Below are 17,551 nucleotides of genomic sequence, written 5' to 3'. Positions count from 1 at the left end.
AGGCATAAAATAACCCGCCGTCGGATGACGGCGGGTTTTGCATTTTTGGGAGGATATCAACTGCTATCAGGCGGCTGCGTAGGCACCGCGGCGGGCGTCGAGCGAGTAGGCGCCTGCGCCATTGGTTGCGAGCATGATATAGGCGCCGGCGAGCGTGATGTTCTTCAGGAAGTTGACGAAGTTCAGGCCGTTAATCCAGCCGTTGGCGGCGGCCGGGAAATCGGGAACGTTGACTGGCGCAAGATGGAAGACCACGCCGGTGAAGACGCAGAAGACGGCAAGCAGCCAGCCGACGATGCGGACCTGGAAACCGACGAGCACGGCAATGCCGGTTGCGAGTTCGAAGAGACCGGCGAGATAGGTGAGCGCGGTGGAGGCCGGAAGGCCGGCGCCGGCGATCATGCCGGCAGTGGAAGCCGGATCGGTGACCTTGCCGAAGCCGGCAAAGATGAACATGAAGGAAAGAAGGATCCGGGCGATCAGGATGATGACATTGTTGGCGTTCGACATGGACATTGTCTCCGTTTGAATGGCTCTGGAGATCTTGGTGCCCCGGCACCTGTTGGACCTCTGATGCGTTCTATGTCGCCTTTTTCTGCCGTTATGGAAAGATAAACGGAAGCAGACGCTTCGTTCAATAATATGGAACGATGCCGTCGCTTGCCTTTCTGGAGCATCGTCTTCTATGGTCGCCGCCAAACATGGAGTCCCCTATGGCAGATCTTTCCGCATTTCCGATCACCACGCGCTGGCCGGCGAAAAATCCCGATATCATCCAGCTCTATTCCCTGCAGACGCCGAACGGGGTGAAGGTATCGGTCGCCCTCGAAGAACTTGGGCTCCCCTATGAGCCGCATTATATTTCCTTTGCCGCAAACGAGCAGAAGTCGCCGGAATTCGAATCCCTGAACCCGAACGGCCGCATTCCGGCGATCATCGATCCGGACGGGCCTGGGGGAAAGCCGATCGGCCTGTTCGAATCCGGCGCCATCCTGCTCTACCTCGCCGAAAAGACCGGCAAGCTCATCCCCGCCGATGCCGCCGGCCGCTATGAATGCATCCAGTGGGTGTTTTTCCAGATGGCCGGAATAGGTCCGATGCTCGGCCAGTTCGGCCATTTCCACAAATTCGCCGCCGACAAGGTCGCCAATAATTCCTATCCGGTGGAGCGTTACCGCGATGAATCCAAACGCCTGCTCGGCGTGCTCGAAGGCCGGTTGCAGGGCCGTCAGTGGATCATGGGCGATCAATATACGATCGCCGACATCACCACCTTCACCTGGGTCCGCGGCGCCGACATCTTCTATGGCGGCCGTGAGATTCTCGACTATGCGAAATTCCCCGCAGTCTCCGATTGGCTGGAGCGCTGCATCGCCCGCCCGGCAAGCGCCAGAGGCCTCAACATTCCGGTCAAACCGGAGTAACGGACGATCCGCCGGAAAATGCAAAAGGCCGCCCTGAGGCCCAGCCACTAAGGGGGTATTACTCAAGCTGGAGATTTCGGACACTCAACGCGGCTTCGATTGCCTCTCTCTCCCGGGGAGTGAACGTCAGCTTTTGCAAGAACCCGCATCGCCCGAACTTCGCGATCGCCGCAGATGTGGAGGTTCGGCGCGGTAGTCCGACTGGAAACCGGCAAACCCCGTATCAAGGACGCGATCCGCTTGGGCTGACGACCGCAATCCCGGCGGCATTCGGTCGGAGTCAGGCTTTTTTGACGCCGGCTTCCACAAATCGCAGATGGCGATGACTCTTTTCACCTCCTTGAAGCGTCGTTGTTGCGACCGTCGTCGAGCGGTCGAAACCAACCCGACTAAGGACTGAGAAATGGATCTGGAAGGAAAGCGAATCGTGGTCGTCGGCGGGAGCCGCGGCTTGGGGAGTGGGCTCGCCGAGGCATTCGTTGCTCGCGCGGCCGAAGTCACCGTGGTCGCCCGAGACGCGACGGCTGAGCAGCGGCCGGCTAAGCAACCGGCCGTCACCGCCATATCCGCCGATGCGACCGATGCCGACGCGGCGTGGCGGATCATGGAGCAGACGCGACCTGATGTTGTCATCATGAATGCCGGTGCGAAACCGTCCATGGAACGGATCGACCGCATTGGCTGGGAGGCATTCACGACCAACTGGAATGTGGACGTCAAGGCCGCGCTGCATTGGGTACAGGCTGCCCTGACTTTGCCAATGGCGCCGGGCGGGCTCGTCGTCCTGGTCTCCAGCGGAGCCGCCGTGCAGGGGTCGCCGCTATCGGGAGGTTATGCCGGCGCCAAGCGCGCGCAGTGGTTCATTGCAAAATATGCCGAAGACTTGTCGGCCGAACTCGGCCTGGGCTTGCGGTTCCGGGTCATCGTTCCCCGGCAGATGTTCGTTGGAACTGGTGTGGGCGATACCGGAATTGGGGCCTATGCTGCGAAGGCGGGTCGGACATTTGCCGAGCAGGCCGCCATCTGGCCGGACATGACGCCGCGGGCTTTCGGTGATACGGTCGCCGAACTGATCGGCGATTCCGGCCTCGCCGAGGCCATGGTCTATGCCGTGCGTGGTGATACGGGTGTGACGGTCATCGAATGACGAAAGACCCAGCTCTCGGGGCCGAAGAGAGGAAAACTCTGCTCGAAGACCTGGCCAGGGAAGCGGACGCGCTTCGCCCCCCAACTGCATCGTTATGCTGCTCGTCTGGTGGGTTCGGTGATCGACGGCGAGGACGTGATTCAGGACGCGTTTGTCAGGGTATTTGCGACGGCCGGCTCGATCCCACCGGGCACGCGGCTGCGACCGTGGCTGTTTCGCATCGTCCACAATCGAGCCATAGATGCCCTGCGCCAGCGCAGTACGCGCCGGTCGGAGCCGCTTGAGATGGCCTTTGATCTGGCCGATATCAGCGCCGTCGGCCCGGAGGACGCGCTGATCCGGCGGGACACGGTGAGTATCGCCCTGGGTCATTTTGCAGAATTGCCGGTGCCGCAACGCAGCGCGGTGATCCTCAAGGATGTGCTGGGAGAGTCGCTTGCGGATATCGCAGCGCTGCTGGAACTGAGTGTCGATGCCGTCAAGGCCCATCTGTCGCGCGGTAGGACGCGATTGCGCGCGATCTCCGACGTGCGGTCTGAGGTCGCGCCGTCGCCAAGTCCCGAGGCCCAGAACTTTGCAGCGCTCTTCAACGCCCAAGATTGGGACGCGCTGCGTCGCTTGCTGGCCGATGACGTTCGGCTTCGCCAGGCGCGACGGCCGGAAATCTCGGGTGCCGCCGACGTCGGTCGGTTCTTCACCTACTATGCCCAATATCCGCCGGTCAAGCTCGAACCGGCCTGGCTGGAAGGCCGGGAAATATTGCTGGTATCGGCCGAACCGTCGGGCGGTCCTTCCTATTTCATGCTGCTCGAATGGCGCGGGCAAAAGATAAGCCTGATCCGCGACCATCGCTACGCGACCTATGTCAGGGATGGTGCTGATGTCATGCCGGCCGCATCGCGGTGACCGATACTGGTCGAGACGAGCTTTCTCGCGGCCCGCTATGCGCCGAATACCAAATCAGAAGCCAATGCCCGAAAGCCTGCCACGTGAAGTTAGGTTCACGCGATAGGCTTAGGGAACCGCAAATTTAGCGATTCCACGTTTTACGTTAGTGGCTGAGCCCGGAGGCGGCCTTTATCTCGCGTCGCCGGTCTTCACTGCCAGCTTGTGATCTGGGTTGCGTCTTGCAGCTTGAAGCGCGGAAAGATGAAGACGCCGGCCATGCGGCCGCTGTATTTCTCCTCGAGCCCGCTCGACTCCCCCATGCAGAACAGCGGCTGACGGAAACCGTTCCGCGTGATGATCGTCGTCGAAAAACAGAAAGAGGAGCAGTGCGTCGCCGCCTGCTCGAACAGCTCCAGCACGTGGCTGCGATCCTTGGTATCGTAGCAGCGGATCAGGTTCAGCAGGCCGCATTCATCGGCGGAGATGCCGTGCAGCATCGCGCTCCATTTGCCGAGACGGATCAGGCCGGTCGAAAAATCTCCGGTCCAGCTTTCGGAAACTGACAGCTGAGCAAGCATCTGGTGATTTTGATGATTGTCGTTCAGGGAGCCGGTCATCAAGGGCACGGCTGCATTGGCTTTGGCGATCTTAAACAAGGCGTTCCCCAGTTCGGATGCGGCTCCGACGCCGCACGCTCGGCAAACACAAAGAAACAGGATCATGGGACAGGGGCATAATGCCCGCGCCTACACCGGCGATCGCTGCGGCCGTTCGAGTCTCCGGACCGGAGCCTCTCGAGTACGCAACTATGGCATCGCCTTCTCGCGCTCGTCTGATGGCGAAAATCATCGCCGGGCGCGCATCAATTGCAGCGCGGATTTATAGGAGCTTTTGCACAAACGGCAACGGCTTTTTAAGGGCTGTTCGGATCGGCATCAGTTGCGGGAAATGTCGGCATCCCCGCGTCTTCGGCCAGAAGTGATCAGTTTCAGCGCTTTTCGACCCGTTTCGCTGCGCTTGCGGGAGAAAGCCTGCCCCCCGTAAGCAATCTCCCGCGCATAGGAAATGAGCGGCGACATAAGCCTGACGAAAGCTTCGCGAGCGCGGACGCACTGCGCAGCATAAAATAGCGCGCAACGGATCGAATCATTTTTGGCGAAAAGAAAAGGGCGACCCGAGGGCCGCCCTTCCTGTTCCGGATGTGCCGGAATGGATTTCAGTGACGGCTTTCGCCTATCACATCATGTCCATACCGCCAGTTCAGCGCGCTTTACGCGCTGAACCATTTTGAATGATGGGCGGTTTCATGGACGATGTTGTGACAGGCCGGAGGCCTATCACATCATGTCCATACCGCCCATGCCGCCCATGCCGCCCGGCATAGCCGGAGCGTCCTTCTTCGGCAGCTCGGCGATCATGGCTTCGGTGGTGATCAGCAGCGATGCGACGGAAGCGGCATCCTGCAGGGCGGTGCGAACGACCTTGACAGGGTCGATGATGCCCATGCCGATCATGTCGCCATATTCGCCGGTCTGGGCGTTGTAGCCGTAGTTGTCCTGATCCTTGTCGAGGATCTTGCCAACGACGATCGAAGCTTCGTCACCAGCGTTCTCAGCGATCTGGCGGGCCGGAGCCTGCAGAGCGCGACGAACTATGTTGATGCCGGCTTCCTGGTCGTCGTTGACGCCCTTGGCGGAGATCTTGACGGAAGAACGGAGCAGGGCAACGCCGCCGCCCGGTACGATGCCTTCCTGAACGGCAGCGCGCGTCGCGTTGAGGGCGTCGTCGATGCGGTCCTTCTTCTCCTTGACTTCGACTTCGGTCGAGCCCCCGACGCGGATGACGGCAACGCCACCAGCGAGCTTGGCAAGGCGTTCCTGCAGCTTCTCGCGGTCGTAGTCGGAGGTGGTTTCTTCGATCTGCGCCTTGATCTGGGCAACACGGCCTTCGATGTCGGACTTGGCGCCCGAACCGTCGACGATCGTGGTGTTTTCCTTGGAGATCGAAACCTTCTTGGCACGGCCGAGCATGTCGAGCGTGACGCTTTCGAGCTTGATGCCGAGGTCCTCGGAGATGACGGTGCCGCCGGTCAGGATGGCGATGTCTTCGAGCATGGCCTTGCGGCGGTCGCCGAAGCCAGGCGCCTTGACGGCAGCAATCTTCAGGCCGCCGCGCAGCTTGTTGACGACGAGCGTTGCAAGGGCTTCGCCTTCGACGTCTTCAGCGATGATGAGGAGCGGCTTGCCGGTCTGGACGACGGCTTCGAGAACCGGGAGCATCGACTGCAGGTTCGAGAGCTTCTTCTCGTGGAGGAGAATGAAGACGTCTTCGAGGTCGGCGACCATCTTTTCCGGGTTGGTGACGAAGTAGGGGCTGAGATAGCCGCGGTCGAACTGCATGCCTTCGACGACTTCGAGTTCGGTTTCGGCGGTCTTGGCTTCTTCAACCGTGATGACGCCTTCGTTGCCGACCTTCTGCATGGCTTCGGCAATGTCGAGACCGACCTGACGTTCGCCGTTTGCGGAGATCGTGCCGACTTGGGCGACTTCCTCCGAAGTGTTGATCTTCTTGGCCTTGGCCTGGAGATCCTTGACGACTTCAGCAACGGCGAGATCGATGCCGCGCTTCAGGTCCATCGGGTTCATGCCGGCGGCAACGGCCTTGGCGCCTTCGCGAACGATCGCCTGGGCAAGAACGGTTGCAGTCGTGGTGCCGTCGCCGGCGATGTCGTTGGTCTTCGAAGCGACTTCGCGGACCATCTGGGCGCCCATGTTTTCGAACTTGTCTTCGAGTTCGATTTCCTTGGCGACGGAAACGCCGTCCTTGGTGATGCGCGGAGCGCCGAACGACTTGTCGATGATGACGTTACGACCCTTCGGGCCGAGCGTGACCTTCACTGCATCGGCGAGAATGTCGACGCCGCGCAGCATCTTTTCGCGCGCGGTGCGGCCAAACTTGATTTCTTTAGCTGCCATGTTTGTGACTCCTGAATTCGATTTGTTCGGGCGAAACGCCCGTCAGCCATTTCGGGAAAGCGGATCGGCCGATCAGCCGATGATGCCCATGATGTCGGCTTCCTTCATGATCAGAAGGTCTTCGCCGTTGATCTTGACTTCAGTGCCGGACCACTTGCCGAACAGAACGCGGTCGCCAGCCTTGACGTCGAGAGCCACGACCTTGCCGGACTCGTCACGTGCGCCGGAGCCGACGGCGACGATTTCGCCTTCCTGCGGCTTTTCCTTGGCGGTGTCGGGAATGATGATGCCGCCCTTGGTCTTCTCTTCGGACTCGACGCGACGAACGACGACGCGGTCGTGAAGCGGACGGAAATTGGTGCTTGCCATTGTCTAATCCCTCGATCGAATGACATTCGCGGACCGGAGCGGTCCACATGGATAAGTGTTAGCACTCCTCTAAGGTGAGTGCTAGCGCTCGAGCATTTAGGGATGGCTCCGAGAGGAGTCAATGAGAGCAATCACGAATTTTTGTGCCGGAATTGTGAAGAGGCGGTGAATTATCGGAGATTGTCGTTGAAATGTTCTCTAACCGTTGCGTTCGGCAACGTCGCCCGACCTTGCCATTCGCTCTGGCCGGGATTGCCGGCGCTCTTGTCTGCCAAGGTGAAGAAAATGCCTTGCCATCGCCTTGCGCCTTTGCAATGTCACCGGTGACTGAAGCAAATCGGGAAATCGGCATGGCCAGGCGGATAGAAAACTTCTCGCAGATATCGGCGCATTACGACGTGGTGCTCTGCGACGTCTGGGGGGTGGTTCACAACGGCGTCGATCCGTTTCCGAAGGCCGCCGCCGCCCTTCAAGCCGCGCGTGAGAGCGGCGTCGCCGTCGTCCTCATCACCAATTCGCCGCGCCTTTCCTGGCAGGTGGTTGAGCAGTTGCGCCATATCGGAGTCCCCGACAGCGCCTATGACCGGATCGTCACCTCGGGCGACGTCACTCGCGGGCTGATTTCAGAAGGGCCGAAGACGGTCTTTCTGCTCGGCCCCGAGCGCGACAAGGCGCTTCTCGAAGGCATTGGCGTCGAACGTCGGCCGGCGGGCGAAGCGCAATCGCTCGTCTGCACCGGCTTTTTCGACGACGAGACGGAGAAGCCCGAGGATTACACCGATATGCTTCTGGATTTTCAGGCACGCGACGTGCCGATGATCTGCGCCAATCCCGACCTCGTCGTCGAACGTGGCCATCGCATCATCCCCTGCGCCGGCGCCATGGCCGCCTATTACGAGCAATTAGGCGGCAAAACCCGCATTGCCGGCAAGCCGCACCAGCCGATCTACGAAGCGACGCTTGCGGCCGCCCGCGAGCTTCGCGGCGATTTTTCCATTGACCGCGTGCTGGCGATCGGAGACGGCATGCCGACGGATGTGCGCGGCGCCTTGAATTTCGGTCTCGATCTTCTCTACATCAGCGGCGGTATTCACGCGAAGGAATACACCTTGAACGGCGAGACCGACGAAGCGATCCTCAACGCCTATCTCGATCGGGAGAAGGCGGCGCCGAAGTGGTGGATGCCGCGTCTTGCATGAAGAGAAGCCAGCCGATGACCGTCTTCCACCGCAATGAAACCCGCGAACCCTTGCCCGCCCATCTCAAGGGCGGGGTGATCGCCATCGGCAATTTCGACGGCGTGCATCGCGGCCATCAGTCGGTGCTGAACCGTGCGCTCGAAATCGCCAAGGCGCGCGGCATTCCTGCCCTGGTGCTGACCTTCGAGCCGCATCCGCGCACGGTGTTCCGGCCGCAGACACCGGTCTTCCGTCTGACGCCCGCGCCGCTCAAGGCCCGCATCCTGGAAACCCTTGGTTTCAATGCGGTCATCGAATATCCCTTCGACTATGAATTTTCGCAGCGCTCGGCCGACGATTTCATCCATTCGATCCTGAAGGATTGGCTCGGCGCCTCCGAGGTCGTCACCGGCTTCGATTTCCATTTCGGTCGCGGTCGCGAAGGTGGTCCTGCCTTTCTGATGAATGCCGGCCAGACCTATGGTTTCGGCGTCACTCTGATCGATGCCTTCCGCGACGAGAACGCCGACGTCGTCTCTTCGAGCCACATCCGGGCGCTCCTGAAGGACGGCAATGTCAGCGAAGCGGCCGGCATGCTGGGCTACCGCTACACTGTCGAAGCCGAGGTGATCGACGGCGAAAAGCTCGGCCGCCAGCTCGGTTTTCCCACCGCCAACATGCGCCTGCCGCCCGAGGCCGAACTCGCCGCCGGCATCTACGCCGTCCGCTTCCGCCGCCAGGACGGAATGCTCCACGATGCCGTCGCCAGCTATGGCCGCCGGCCGACCGTCACGGAAAACGGCGCGCCGCTGCTCGAAACCTATCTCTTCGATTTCAGCGGCGATCTCTACGGCCAGCGCTGCGCCGTCTCCTTCTTCGGCTATATCAGGCCCGAGCTGAAATTCGACGGCCTCGATGCGCTCGTCGCCCAGATCAAACGCGACGAGGAGGAGGCGAGGGCGCTGCTGGCGGGCGTCGTGCCGCTCGGCGAACTTGATCGGAAACTGTGTTTCGCCTGAGTTCGTCACGGCTCGGGATATTCCGCATGGTGGAATCGGCCCTGACCTGGGTTGCCAGGCCTGCGATTTCTTCTCTTCCTTTTCCCGGCAAAAACGCCTATGAACCGGCGCTATGACGAAATTTCGGCTGGCGACCACGATACGAATTATCGGCCCGGCCTTCCGCGCGCGCTAAGCGGCCGGGAGGTCCGGGTTTTTGGCGCTTGCGAGCAGGCGCTTCCGCCGCCACCTATTTTCACGTCCGTTGCGCCCCTCCCTGGGCCGCCAAAAACGATTGTCGAACATGACCGAAACCGCCGAAAAGATCGATTACTCGAAGACCCTCTATTTGCCCGAAACCGATTTCCCGATGCGCGCCGGTCTGCCGCAGAAGGAGCCGGAGCTCGTTGCCCGCTGGCAGCAGATGGATCTCTACAAGAAACTGCGCGCCTCCGCCGCCGGCCGCGAGAAATTCGTCCTGCACGACGGCCCGCCCTACGCCAATGGCAACATCCATATCGGCCATGCGCTGAACAAGATCCTCAAGGACGTCATCAACCGTTCGTTCCAGATGCGCGGCTATGACGCCAACTACGTGCCCGGCTGGGATTGCCACGGCCTGCCGATCGAATGGAAGATCGAGGAGGAGAACTATCGCGCCAAGGGCAAGGCCAAGCCCGACCTGAGCGAGCCGGCGGCGATGATCGGGTTCCGCCGCGAGTGCCGCGCCTATGCCGAGAAGTGGATCAAGGTCCAGGGCGACGAGTTCCAGCGCCTCGGCATCGTCGGCGACTTCGAAAACCCGTATCTGACGATGAACTTCCATGCGGAAAGCCGTATCGCCGGTGAACTGCTGAAGATCGCCGCAAGCGGCCAGCTCTACCGCGGCTCCAAGCCGATCATGTGGTCGGTCGTCGAGCGCACCGCGCTTGCCGAAGCCGAGGTCGAATACCACGATTATGAAAGCGACACGATCTGGGTGAAGTTCCCGGTCGCGAAGGGCTCGGAGAGCCTCAAGGATGCCTTCGTCGTCATCTGGACGACCACGCCCTGGACGATCCCCGGCAACCGCGCGATCGCCTATTCCTCACGTGTCGCCTACGGCCTTTACGAAGTCACGGCCGCCGAGAACGATTTCGGCCCGCGCCCGGGTGAAAGGTTGATCTTCGCCGACAAGCTGGCTGAAGAATCTTTTGCCAAGGCAAAGCTGCAGTACAAGCGTCTCGCCGACGTCACGGCTGCCGATCTCGCCGGCATCACCTGCGCGCATCCGCTTAGAGGCCTCGACGGCGGTTACGAGTTCGAAGTCCCGCTGCTCGAGGGCGATCATGTCACTGACGATGCCGGTACCGGTTTCGTGCACACGGCGCCGAGCCACGGCCGCGAAGACTTTGACGTCTGGATGGCGCATGCCCGTGAGATCGAGGCGCGCGGCATCGAGACCAAGATCCCGTTTCCGGTCGACGACGGCGGCTTCTACACGGCCGATGCCCCCGGTCTGGAAGGCGCACGCGTGATCGACGACAACGGCAAGAAGGGCGATGCCAATGATCGCGTCATCAAGGCGCTGATCGATCGGAACGCGCTCTTTGCCCGCGGCCGTCTGAAGCACCAATATCCGCATTCCTGGCGCTCCAAAAAACCGGTGATCTTCCGCAACACGCCGCAGTGGTTCGTCTATATGGACAAGACGCTGTCGGATGGGACGACGCTGCGCAATCGGGCGCTGAGCGCGATCGATGACACCCGCTTCGTGCCGGCCGCTGGCCAGAACCGTCTGCGCGCGATGATCGAGCAGCGCCCGGATTGGGTGCTTTCCCGTCAAAGAGCGTGGGGCGTGCCGATCTGCGTCTTCGTGAATGAGCAGGGCGAAGTCCTGAAGGACGAGGCCGTCAACCAGCGCATCCTCAATGCCTTCGACGCAGAGGGCGCAGACGCCTGGTTCGCCGAAGGCGCCAAGGAGCGCTTCCTCGGCAACGAGCATGATCCGGCCAAGTGGACGCAGGTCATGGATATCCTCGACGTCTGGTTCGACTCCGGCTCGACGCACACCTTCACACTGGAAGACCGCCCCGACCTGAAATGGCCGGCCGACCTTTATCTCGAAGGGTCTGATCAGCATCGCGGCTGGTTCCATTCCTCGCTCCTGGAATCGGCCGCCACCCGCGGCCGCGCGCCCTATAACGCCGTCCTCACCCATGGTTTCACCATGGACGAGAAGGGCGAGAAGATGTCGAAGTCGAAGGGCAACGTCACCGCCCCGCAGGAAGTGATGAAGGATGCCGGCGCCGATATCCTGCGTCTCTGGGTGATGACCTCGGACTATGCCGATGATCTCCGCGTCGGCAAGACGATCATCCAGACCAATGTCGACGCCTATCGCAAACTGCGCAACACCATCCGCTGGATGCTCGGCACGCTCGCCCACGACAAGGGCGAGGTCATTGCGCTTGCCGATCTGCCGGAGCTGGAGCAACTGATGCTGCACCGTCTCTCCGAGCTCGACCAGCTCGTGCGCGAGAACTATGATGCCTTCGACTTCAAGAAGATCGCCCGCGCATTGATCGACTTTGCCAATGTCGAGCTCTCGGCCTTCTACTTCGACGTTCGCAAGGATGCGCTCTATTGCGATGCGCCCTCCAGCCTTCGCCGCCGCTCGGCGCTTTATGTCATCCGCATGATTTTCGATTGCGTGGTGACCTGGCTTGCGCCGATGCTGCCCTTCACCATGGAAGAGGCATGGCTCTCGCGCAATCCCTCGGCCATCTCGGTGCATCTGGAGCAGTTCGCTCCGGTCGCAAAGGAATGGCGCAACGATGCGTTGGCCGAGAAGTGGAGGAAGATCCGCGCAATCCGCAGCGTCGTGACCGGCGCGCTCGAAATCGAGCGCAAGGACAAGCGCATCGGTTCCTCGCTCGAGGCGGCTCCGGTCGTGCATGTCGCCGACGCGGCGCTTTGCAAGGCGCTCGAGGGCCAGGACTTCAGCGAAGTCTGCATCACCTCTGGCATCACGATCAAGACGGATGCCGGCCCGGCCGACGCCTTCCGTCTTGCCGAGGTGCCTGATGTTGCCGTCGTGCCGAGGCTTGCCGAAGGCGTCAAATGCGCGCGTTCCTGGCGCATCACCACCGATGTCGGTTCCGATCCGGAGTATCCCGACGTCTCGGCGCGCGACGCCGCCGCATTGCGCGAACTCGGCATCCGCGCCTGAAGATATTTGCCGGGTGAATTGCCTTCGAGGCGTTCATCCGGTAAAAGCTGCCTGAAAATGGCCGGATTTTTGCGTCAGGGGGACGGTTGTCCGGTAGGGCGACGATTGCACCGGTGGCTGGAAGGGTTTTCATGTTCGCAACGCATTGGTTCCGTGTAGGCGCCTGCCTGTCTGTTGTCATGGTGGGATGCTCCCTGGTGTCCGGCTGCGCCAGCAGCCCGACCTACGGCACCGACAAGACGGCCATGGAGCAGCTGACCGACGATCTCGGCCAGTCCGTGTCGCTGACCGGGCCCGACCCGAAGAACAAGGGCGTCAAATATACGCCGCGTCCGACGCTGGTGCTGCCGGCTGAGGGGCAGCGCGAGACCCTTATCGCGCCGCAGCCGACGGTGGCCAACAAGGACAATCCGCAATGGCTTGAATCGCCGGAGGAGACCCGCGCCCGCCTCGTTTCCGAGGCTGACGCCAATTCGGACAACCCGAATTACCGCTCGCCGCTGGCGAGCTCCGCCATCGAAGGCGGCCGGCGCACGACCGAAGCCCAGACCCAGGCCTATCGCGAGGCCCGCGCCCTGCAGAAGGGCTCATACCTCGATCAGCGCCGCTATATTTCCGATCCGCCGCCCGGTTACCGCACCGTCGACGATCCGGCAAAGCTCGACGACGTCGGCGAGCCCGAGCTCAAGAAGCAGAAGAAGCGCAAGAAGGATGCGGCAATCGCCAATTCCGGCAAGCAGTGGTGGAACTTCCTGCAGTAGCGGTTTTCCGAGCGCTTAGCGCCGCCGCAGGAGATCGGCGATGGCAGCCCCTCATCCGGCTGCCGCCACCGACCGGCGTCGGGCCACGGGCCTCGCCCGTCCTTCGGACCCCGCTCGCGGGGCGAACGGACATGCCACACCGTCTTCGTTCCTCACCAGCGTCTCGCAGGGCACCTCCCCTCGCCCCGCGAGCGGGGAAAGGGTTAGGCTGAGGGGCAGCTATCAGCGCAAAAGCCGAAGATGGCGGCGGGCACTGAGCACTACGGCGCCTCTCTCCGTTCCACAAAGAATCGCCGCAAGATCTCGGCCGACTGCACCTCGTTGATGCCGGAATAGACCTCGGGAGCGTGATGGCAGGTCGGTTGTGCATAGAATCGCACGCCATTGTCGACGGCGCCGCCCTTCGGATCCTCGGCGCCGTAATAGAGCCGGCGGATGCGCGCAAACGAGATGGCTGCCGCGCACATGGTGCAAGGCTCGAGCGTCACATAGAGATCGGCGCCGACAAGGCGCTCCTGCCCAAGCGTCTCGCAGGCGAGCCGGATTGCGGCGATTTCGGCATGCGCGGTGACGTCTTTGAGTTCGCGCGTGCGGTTTCCCGAGCGTGAAACGGCGATATCGTCGACAACGACGACCGCGCCGATCGGCACCTCGCCGCGTACTCCTGCGGCGCGCGCTTCTTCAAGCGCCATCTCCATGAAACGATTTGTCTTCACGATCGCAAGAATTTCCACTTAACCGCAGATGCGTGACCTGATAGACAGGCCCAAAAGGCAGGCAAACAGCAAATGACACCCAAAGACAAGCCAAAACGCCCGGGCGCAAAGCCCCTTTCACGGGATATCAGGCCGAAAGCCGGTCCGAAGGCCGCGGCCGCGCGCCCGGCGGCGGCCGAAGCCGAAAGCGACACCAAGGCCGAGCGCATTTCCAAGGTGATGGCGCGCGCAGGCGTCGCCTCCCGCCGCGACATCGAGCGCATGATCATGGAAGGCCGTGTGACGCTGAACGGCACGGTTCTCGAAACCCCCGTCGTCAACGTCACACTTGCCGACCGCATCGAGGTCGACGGTGTACCGATCCGTGGCATCGAGCGCACCAGGCTCTGGCTCTATCACAAGCCGGCGGGCCTCGTGACCACCAATGCCGATCCGGAAGGCCGTCCGACCGTCTTCGACAACCTGCCGGAAGAGCTGCCGCGCGTCATGTCGATCGGCCGGCTCGACATCAACACCGAAGGCCTGCTGCTGCTCACCAATGACGGCGGCCTCGCCCGCGCCCTCGAACTGCCGGCGACCGGTTGGTTGAGGCGCTACCGCGTCCGCGCGCATGGCGAGATCGATCAGGAAGCGCTCGACAAGTTGAAGGACGGCATCGCCGTTGACGGCGTGCTCTATGGATCGATCGAGGCAACCCTCGACCGCACCCAGGGCTCAAACGTCTGGATCACCATGGGCCTTCGCGAAGGCAAGAACCGCGAAATCAAGAATGTGCTCGGCGCTCTCGGTCTCGACGTCAACCGTCTGATCCGCATTTCCTATGGGCCGTTCCAGCTCGGCGATTTGCCGGAAGGCCAGGTCGTCGAGGTGCGCGGCCGCACATTGCGTGACCAGCTCGGCCCGCGCCTGATCGAGGAAGCCAAGGCGAATTTCGACGCGCCGATCTACAACGCCCCGGCTGTCGCCGCCGAGGAAGAGGAACAGGCCGCGGCACCGGCGGCGCCGGAAAAGCGCGAACGGCCGCGGCGCCAGGAGGACAAGCGTGAGCGGGCGCTGAGCCGCCTCGACACCAAACGTGACGACCGCCACGGCGGGCGCAGAGACGACGATCGCCGCGACGGCGGCCGCAGGGATGAAGACAAGCCGAAGCGCGCCCAGCCGCTCGGCCAGCGCCGCAGCGCCAATGTCTGGATGGCGCCCGGCGCCCGGCCTCTCGGCGAGAAGGCGGCGGCCAAGGCCGCCAAGAATGCGCAGACTGCGCGCCGGCGCGGCGAGCAGCCGGCGGCAAAGACCAATGCTTTCGATCGCATCGAGGATCGCCCGCGCACGCCGATCAACCGTGTGCGGGAAGAGGACGGTGAATGGATCCGTTCGAGCGAGCAGCCCCGCCGCAAGGATGAGGTCGAAGGCTTCGGCCGCCAGCGCTCGTTCGGGGATCGTCCCGCTCGCGAAGACCGCGGCTTCGGCGATCGCCCATCGCGCGGCGACCGGCCTTTCGGCGACAAGCCGCGCGGCGATCGCAAGCCCCGTGCGGATGGTGACGAACGTCCTCGTGCCGCCAGAGTCTCCACCGGCGAGGGCCGTTCTGGGCGTCCGCGCAGCGACCGCCCCTTCGGCGATCGGCCATCGCGGGGCGATCGACCTTTCGCCGGCAAGCCGCGTGGCGATCGCAAGGCGCGAGAGGAGGGTGACGAGCGCCCGCGGACAGCCAGAAGCTTCGCTAGCGAGGGTCGCTCCGAGCGTCCGCGCGGCGAACGGTCGTTCGGCGACAAGGCTGTGAGCGGCAAGCCTTCGGGCGATAAGCCGCGCGGCAAGAGCTTTGGCGCCGGGTCCGGCGGACCCAAGAAGTTTTCCGGCAAACCGAAGGGCACCAAGCCAGGCGGTGAAAGGCCGGGCGGTGACAGGCCCGCGGGCGGTCCGTCCAGAGGTGGTGCTCGAGGAAAGGGAATGACGCGCGGTGCGGATCGTCGGCGGTGAGTTTCGCGGACGGCCTCTCGCCGTGCCAAAATCCAACGAGATCCGGCCGACCGCCGACCGGACACGCGAGAGCCTGTTCAATATATTGAGCCATGCCTATCCGGAATGCGTCGACGGCACCCGGATCCTCGATCTTTTCGCCGGCACCGGCGCCGTCGGCCTCGAAGCCGTCTCTCGCGGCTGTCGCCACGCGCTCTTCGTCGAAAACAGCATCGAGGGCAGGGCGCTGCTCTGGGAAAACATCGATGCGCTCGGCCTGCACGGACGCACCCGCATCCTGCGCCGCGATGCGACCAATCTCGGCAGCGTCGGCAATCTCGAGCCTTTCGATGTGCTCTTTGCCGACCCGCCCTATGGCAAAGGCCTCGGCGAGAAGGCGATGGCGGCGGCCGCCATCGGCGGCTGGCTGCGGCCGGGGGCGATCGCGGTGCTCGAAGAGCGCGCCGACATTGTCGTTTCGGTCCACCCTTCCTATGTTTTCCTCGAAAGCCGCATCTTTGGCGATACGAGGGTGCATTTCTTCCGATATCAGCCGCAATAGGCGCAGGGGCGGGGCGTGCAGCAGGCAGAGATCATCAGTCCGAAACTGCCTGCGATCAGCGATTTGCCGACAGTCGCGGTTGCCTTCGGCGGCGGCGGCGCGCGCGGCCTGTCACATATCCATGTCATTGAAACCATTGACGAACTCGGGATCCGCCCGGTTGCAATTGCGGGTTCGTCGATCGGCGCCATCATGGGGGCCGGCATGGCCGCCGGCATGTCCGGCGCCGAAATTCGCGAACATGCGCTGGCAACCGTCGGCAACAAGACGGCCGTCGTTGCCCGCATCTGGGGGATGCGACCGACAACGGTGCGCGATGCGGTGGCCAAGGGCATCCGCATCGGCCAGTTCAATCTGGAACGGATACTGAAAGCCTTCCTGCCCTCCGAGCTGCCGGCCCGATTTGAAGATCTGCTGGTGCCGATGAAGGTCATCACGACAGATTATTACGGTCAGAACGAGGTGATCATCGAAGAGGGCGAGCTGTTTCCGGCACTCGCCGCCTCGTCTTCCATCCCCGCCGTTTTCATGCCGGTGCGCCTGCGCGGCCGCGTAATGATCGATGGTGGCATCAGCAATCCGGTCCCTTATGAATGCCTGATGGATCTTGCCGACATCGTCGTCGGCATCGACGTCGTCGGCGCCCCGGAAGGCGACGGCACCCATATCCCGAACCGCATGGAAAGCATCTTCGGTTCCGGCCAGTTGATGATGCAGACGGCGATCTCCCTGAAGCTGAAGCTTTGCCAGCCGCATATCTTCCTGCGCCCGACGGTCGGCCGCACCGGCGTCATGGATTTCCTCAAAGCCCGCGAAGTGCTTGCCATGTCCGTCGGCGTCAAGGACGACCTGAAATTCGCCCTCGACCGCGAGATCGAAGCGCGGCTAAAACGCTAAAGAACCTTGCATGGGCACCGTTGTTCGCGTCCGCGCGACATGAGCGAGCGGTTCAGAGAACATTGCTTCGGCTATGAGCTCGGCATCATCATTGTCGATTTCGAAGAGACCAAAGCGCAGTCGATATCCCCAGCCAGCCCGATCGCTGGTGAAAGATAGCCGACCGAGCAGCGGCCGGATGGGTGCTTCCGTGGCTCGCCACCAGGCGACATCCCGTCTCCAGGGGCGGAAGCCCGGGTGAACCTCCACCTGATATGCCTCCTTTTCCTCGATCATGCCAATGGCCGTGAACGCCTGCAGGCGATCGGTGCCGCCAAAGGTTTCGGTCGGCGAATAGTAGATGACGCGGTCGCCTGGCGCGCTCCGCTTAAGCGGAGCGGCCTTGCCGTGACAGACTTGCATGAACCCGGCTTTGCGTCCGATGCGGACATGGTTTGCTGATGCGACAGCGATCCAGCTGCGCGACATG

General features: G+C 62.4%; 15 protein-coding genes and 1 pseudogene. 10 read left to right on the top strand and 6 right to left on the bottom strand.

What is annotated here, in order from left to right; all coding sequences use genetic code 11:
• Positions 1–66: 66 nt before the first annotated feature.
• Positions 67–510: a DoxX family protein gene (locus J7U39_RS15805; protein ID WP_210629042.1), complete on the bottom strand. Its 444-nt coding sequence runs from the start codon at positions 508–510 to the stop codon at positions 67–69.
• A gap of 203 nt (positions 511–713) precedes the next feature.
• On the opposite strand from J7U39_RS15805, the gene J7U39_RS15800 reads away from it, so the two are divergent.
• The 3 genes and pseudogenes from J7U39_RS15800 (at position 714) to J7U39_RS15790 (ending at position 3,477) form a co-directional block, all read left to right on the top strand.
• On the top strand, positions 714–1,424 hold the full coding sequence (locus J7U39_RS15800; RefSeq protein WP_210629041.1) for a glutathione binding-like protein: 711 nt from the start codon (positions 714–716) through the stop codon (positions 1,422–1,424).
• Positions 1,425–1,827: 403 nt separating this feature from the next.
• Positions 1,828–2,571 (top strand): SDR family NAD(P)-dependent oxidoreductase, encoded by a 744-nt coding sequence (locus tag J7U39_RS15795; RefSeq protein ID WP_210629040.1) that lies wholly within the window; start codon positions 1,828–1,830, stop codon positions 2,569–2,571.
• Positions 2,568–3,477 (top strand): annotated as a pseudogene (locus J7U39_RS15790) (sigma-70 family RNA polymerase sigma factor). Before J7U39_RS15795 ends, J7U39_RS15790 begins: the two are co-directional and overlap by 4 nt.
• Before the next feature lie 191 nt (positions 3,478–3,668).
• Here the strand turns inward: J7U39_RS15790 and J7U39_RS15785 are convergent.
• The 3 genes from J7U39_RS15785 to groES all read right to left on the bottom strand — a co-directional run bounded on the left by J7U39_RS15785 (position 3,669) and on the right by groES (position 6,803).
• Positions 3,669–4,115: a hypothetical protein gene (locus J7U39_RS15785; RefSeq protein ID WP_210629039.1), complete on the bottom strand. Its 447-nt coding sequence runs from the start codon at positions 4,113–4,115 to the stop codon at positions 3,669–3,671.
• Positions 4,116–4,796: 681 nt separating this feature from the next.
• Positions 4,797–6,434 (bottom strand): chaperonin GroEL, encoded by a 1,638-nt coding sequence (gene groL / locus J7U39_RS15780; RefSeq protein ID WP_088396568.1) that lies wholly within the window; start codon positions 6,432–6,434, stop codon positions 4,797–4,799.
• A gap of 72 nt (positions 6,435–6,506) precedes the next feature.
• Entirely contained in the window at positions 6,507–6,803 is a 297-nt protein-coding gene (gene groES, locus J7U39_RS15775; protein WP_004675403.1) for a co-chaperone GroES, read from the bottom strand.
• A 350-nt stretch (positions 6,804–7,153) separates the two neighbouring features.
• On the opposite strand from groES, the gene J7U39_RS15770 reads away from it, so the two are divergent.
• The 4 genes from J7U39_RS15770 (at position 7,154) to J7U39_RS15755 (ending at position 12,951) form a co-directional block, all read left to right on the top strand.
• The gene (locus tag J7U39_RS15770; protein WP_210629038.1) at positions 7,154–8,002 is read left to right on the top strand and encodes a TIGR01459 family HAD-type hydrolase; all 849 of its coding nucleotides are present in this window, start codon (positions 7,154–7,156) and stop codon (positions 8,000–8,002) included.
• A 14-nt stretch (positions 8,003–8,016) separates the two neighbouring features.
• Positions 8,017–9,000 (top strand): bifunctional riboflavin kinase/FAD synthetase, encoded by a 984-nt coding sequence (locus tag J7U39_RS15765; RefSeq protein WP_210631691.1) that lies wholly within the window; start codon positions 8,017–8,019, stop codon positions 8,998–9,000.
• A gap of 283 nt (positions 9,001–9,283) precedes the next feature.
• Positions 9,284–12,190: an isoleucine--tRNA ligase gene (gene ileS, locus J7U39_RS15760; RefSeq protein WP_210629037.1), complete on the top strand. Its 2,907-nt coding sequence runs from the start codon at positions 9,284–9,286 to the stop codon at positions 12,188–12,190.
• Between the two features lie 131 nt (positions 12,191–12,321).
• Positions 12,322–12,951 carry a hypothetical protein gene (locus tag J7U39_RS15755; RefSeq protein WP_210629036.1) on the top strand — a complete coding sequence of 210 codons (630 nt, stop codon included), beginning with the start codon at positions 12,322–12,324 and terminating at the stop codon, positions 12,949–12,951.
• A 260-nt stretch (positions 12,952–13,211) separates the two neighbouring features.
• Here the strand turns inward: J7U39_RS15755 and J7U39_RS15750 are convergent, their stop codons facing one another.
• The gene (locus J7U39_RS15750; RefSeq protein WP_210631690.1) at positions 13,212–13,649 is read right to left on the bottom strand and encodes a nucleoside deaminase; all 438 of its coding nucleotides are present in this window, start codon (positions 13,647–13,649) and stop codon (positions 13,212–13,214) included.
• A 90-nt stretch (positions 13,650–13,739) separates the two neighbouring features.
• Here J7U39_RS15750 and J7U39_RS15745 point away from each other — a divergent pair, with 90 nt between their 5' ends.
• From J7U39_RS15745 to J7U39_RS15735, 3 genes are read left to right on the top strand one after another with little or no spacing between them, the layout of a single operon-like run.
• The gene (locus J7U39_RS15745) at positions 13,740–15,644 is read left to right on the top strand and encodes a pseudouridine synthase (protein WP_210629035.1); all 1,905 of its coding nucleotides are present in this window, start codon (positions 13,740–13,742) and stop codon (positions 15,642–15,644) included.
• Positions 15,625–16,185 carry a 16S rRNA (guanine(966)-N(2))-methyltransferase RsmD gene (gene rsmD / locus J7U39_RS15740; RefSeq protein ID WP_210629034.1) on the top strand — a complete coding sequence of 187 codons (561 nt, stop codon included), beginning with the start codon at positions 15,625–15,627 and terminating at the stop codon, positions 16,183–16,185. The genes J7U39_RS15745 and rsmD overlap by 20 nt, the downstream gene beginning before the upstream one ends.
• A 15-nt stretch (positions 16,186–16,200) precedes the next feature.
• Positions 16,201–17,082 carry a patatin-like phospholipase family protein gene (locus J7U39_RS15735; protein WP_210629033.1) on the top strand — a complete coding sequence of 294 codons (882 nt, stop codon included), beginning with the start codon at positions 16,201–16,203 and terminating at the stop codon, positions 17,080–17,082.
• Here the strand turns inward: J7U39_RS15735 and J7U39_RS15730 are convergent.
• Positions 17,071–17,550, bottom strand: coding sequence for an EVE domain-containing protein (locus J7U39_RS15730; protein ID WP_210629032.1), 480 nt, complete (start codon positions 17,548–17,550; stop codon positions 17,071–17,073). The two genes, J7U39_RS15735 and J7U39_RS15730, sit on opposite strands and share 12 nt — an antisense overlap.
• Position 17,551 lies beyond the last annotated feature (1 nt).

The sequence above is a fragment of the Rhizobium sp. NLR16a genome (assembly GCF_017948245.1).
Lineage (GTDB): Bacteria > Pseudomonadota > Alphaproteobacteria > Rhizobiales > Rhizobiaceae > Rhizobium.
Note: the sequence above shows the minus strand (reverse complement) of the source record. Positions and strands in the feature narration are given on the sequence as shown.

Coding starts and splice junctions, on each gene's coding strand:
- J7U39_RS15795 (WP_210629040.1), top strand. CDS start 1,828: ATGGATCTGGAAGGAAAGCGAATCGTGGTCGTCGGCGGGAGCCGCGGC.
- J7U39_RS15765 (WP_210631691.1), top strand. CDS start 8,017: ATGACCGTCTTCCACCGCAATGAAACCCGCGAACCCTTGCCCGCCCAT.
- J7U39_RS15730 (WP_210629032.1), bottom strand. CDS start 17,550: ATGTCGCGCAGCTGGATCGCTGTCGCATCAGCAAACCATGTCCGCATC.
- J7U39_RS15745 (WP_210629035.1), top strand. CDS start 13,740: ATGACACCCAAAGACAAGCCAAAACGCCCGGGCGCAAAGCCCCTTTCA.
- groL (WP_088396568.1), bottom strand. CDS start 6,434: ATGGCAGCTAAAGAAATCAAGTTTGGCCGCACCGCGCGCGAAAAGATG.
- J7U39_RS15770 (WP_210629038.1), top strand. CDS start 7,154: ATGGCCAGGCGGATAGAAAACTTCTCGCAGATATCGGCGCATTACGAC.
- groES (WP_004675403.1), bottom strand. CDS start 6,803: ATGGCAAGCACCAATTTCCGTCCGCTTCACGACCGCGTCGTCGTTCGT.
- ileS (WP_210629037.1), top strand. CDS start 9,284: ATGACCGAAACCGCCGAAAAGATCGATTACTCGAAGACCCTCTATTTG.
- J7U39_RS15805 (WP_210629042.1), bottom strand. CDS start 510: ATGTCGAACGCCAACAATGTCATCATCCTGATCGCCCGGATCCTTCTT.
- J7U39_RS15800 (WP_210629041.1), top strand. CDS start 714: ATGGCAGATCTTTCCGCATTTCCGATCACCACGCGCTGGCCGGCGAAA.
- J7U39_RS15755 (WP_210629036.1), top strand. CDS start 12,322: ATGTTCGCAACGCATTGGTTCCGTGTAGGCGCCTGCCTGTCTGTTGTC.
- J7U39_RS15750 (WP_210631690.1), bottom strand. CDS start 13,649: ATGGAGATGGCGCTTGAAGAAGCGCGCGCCGCAGGAGTACGCGGCGAG.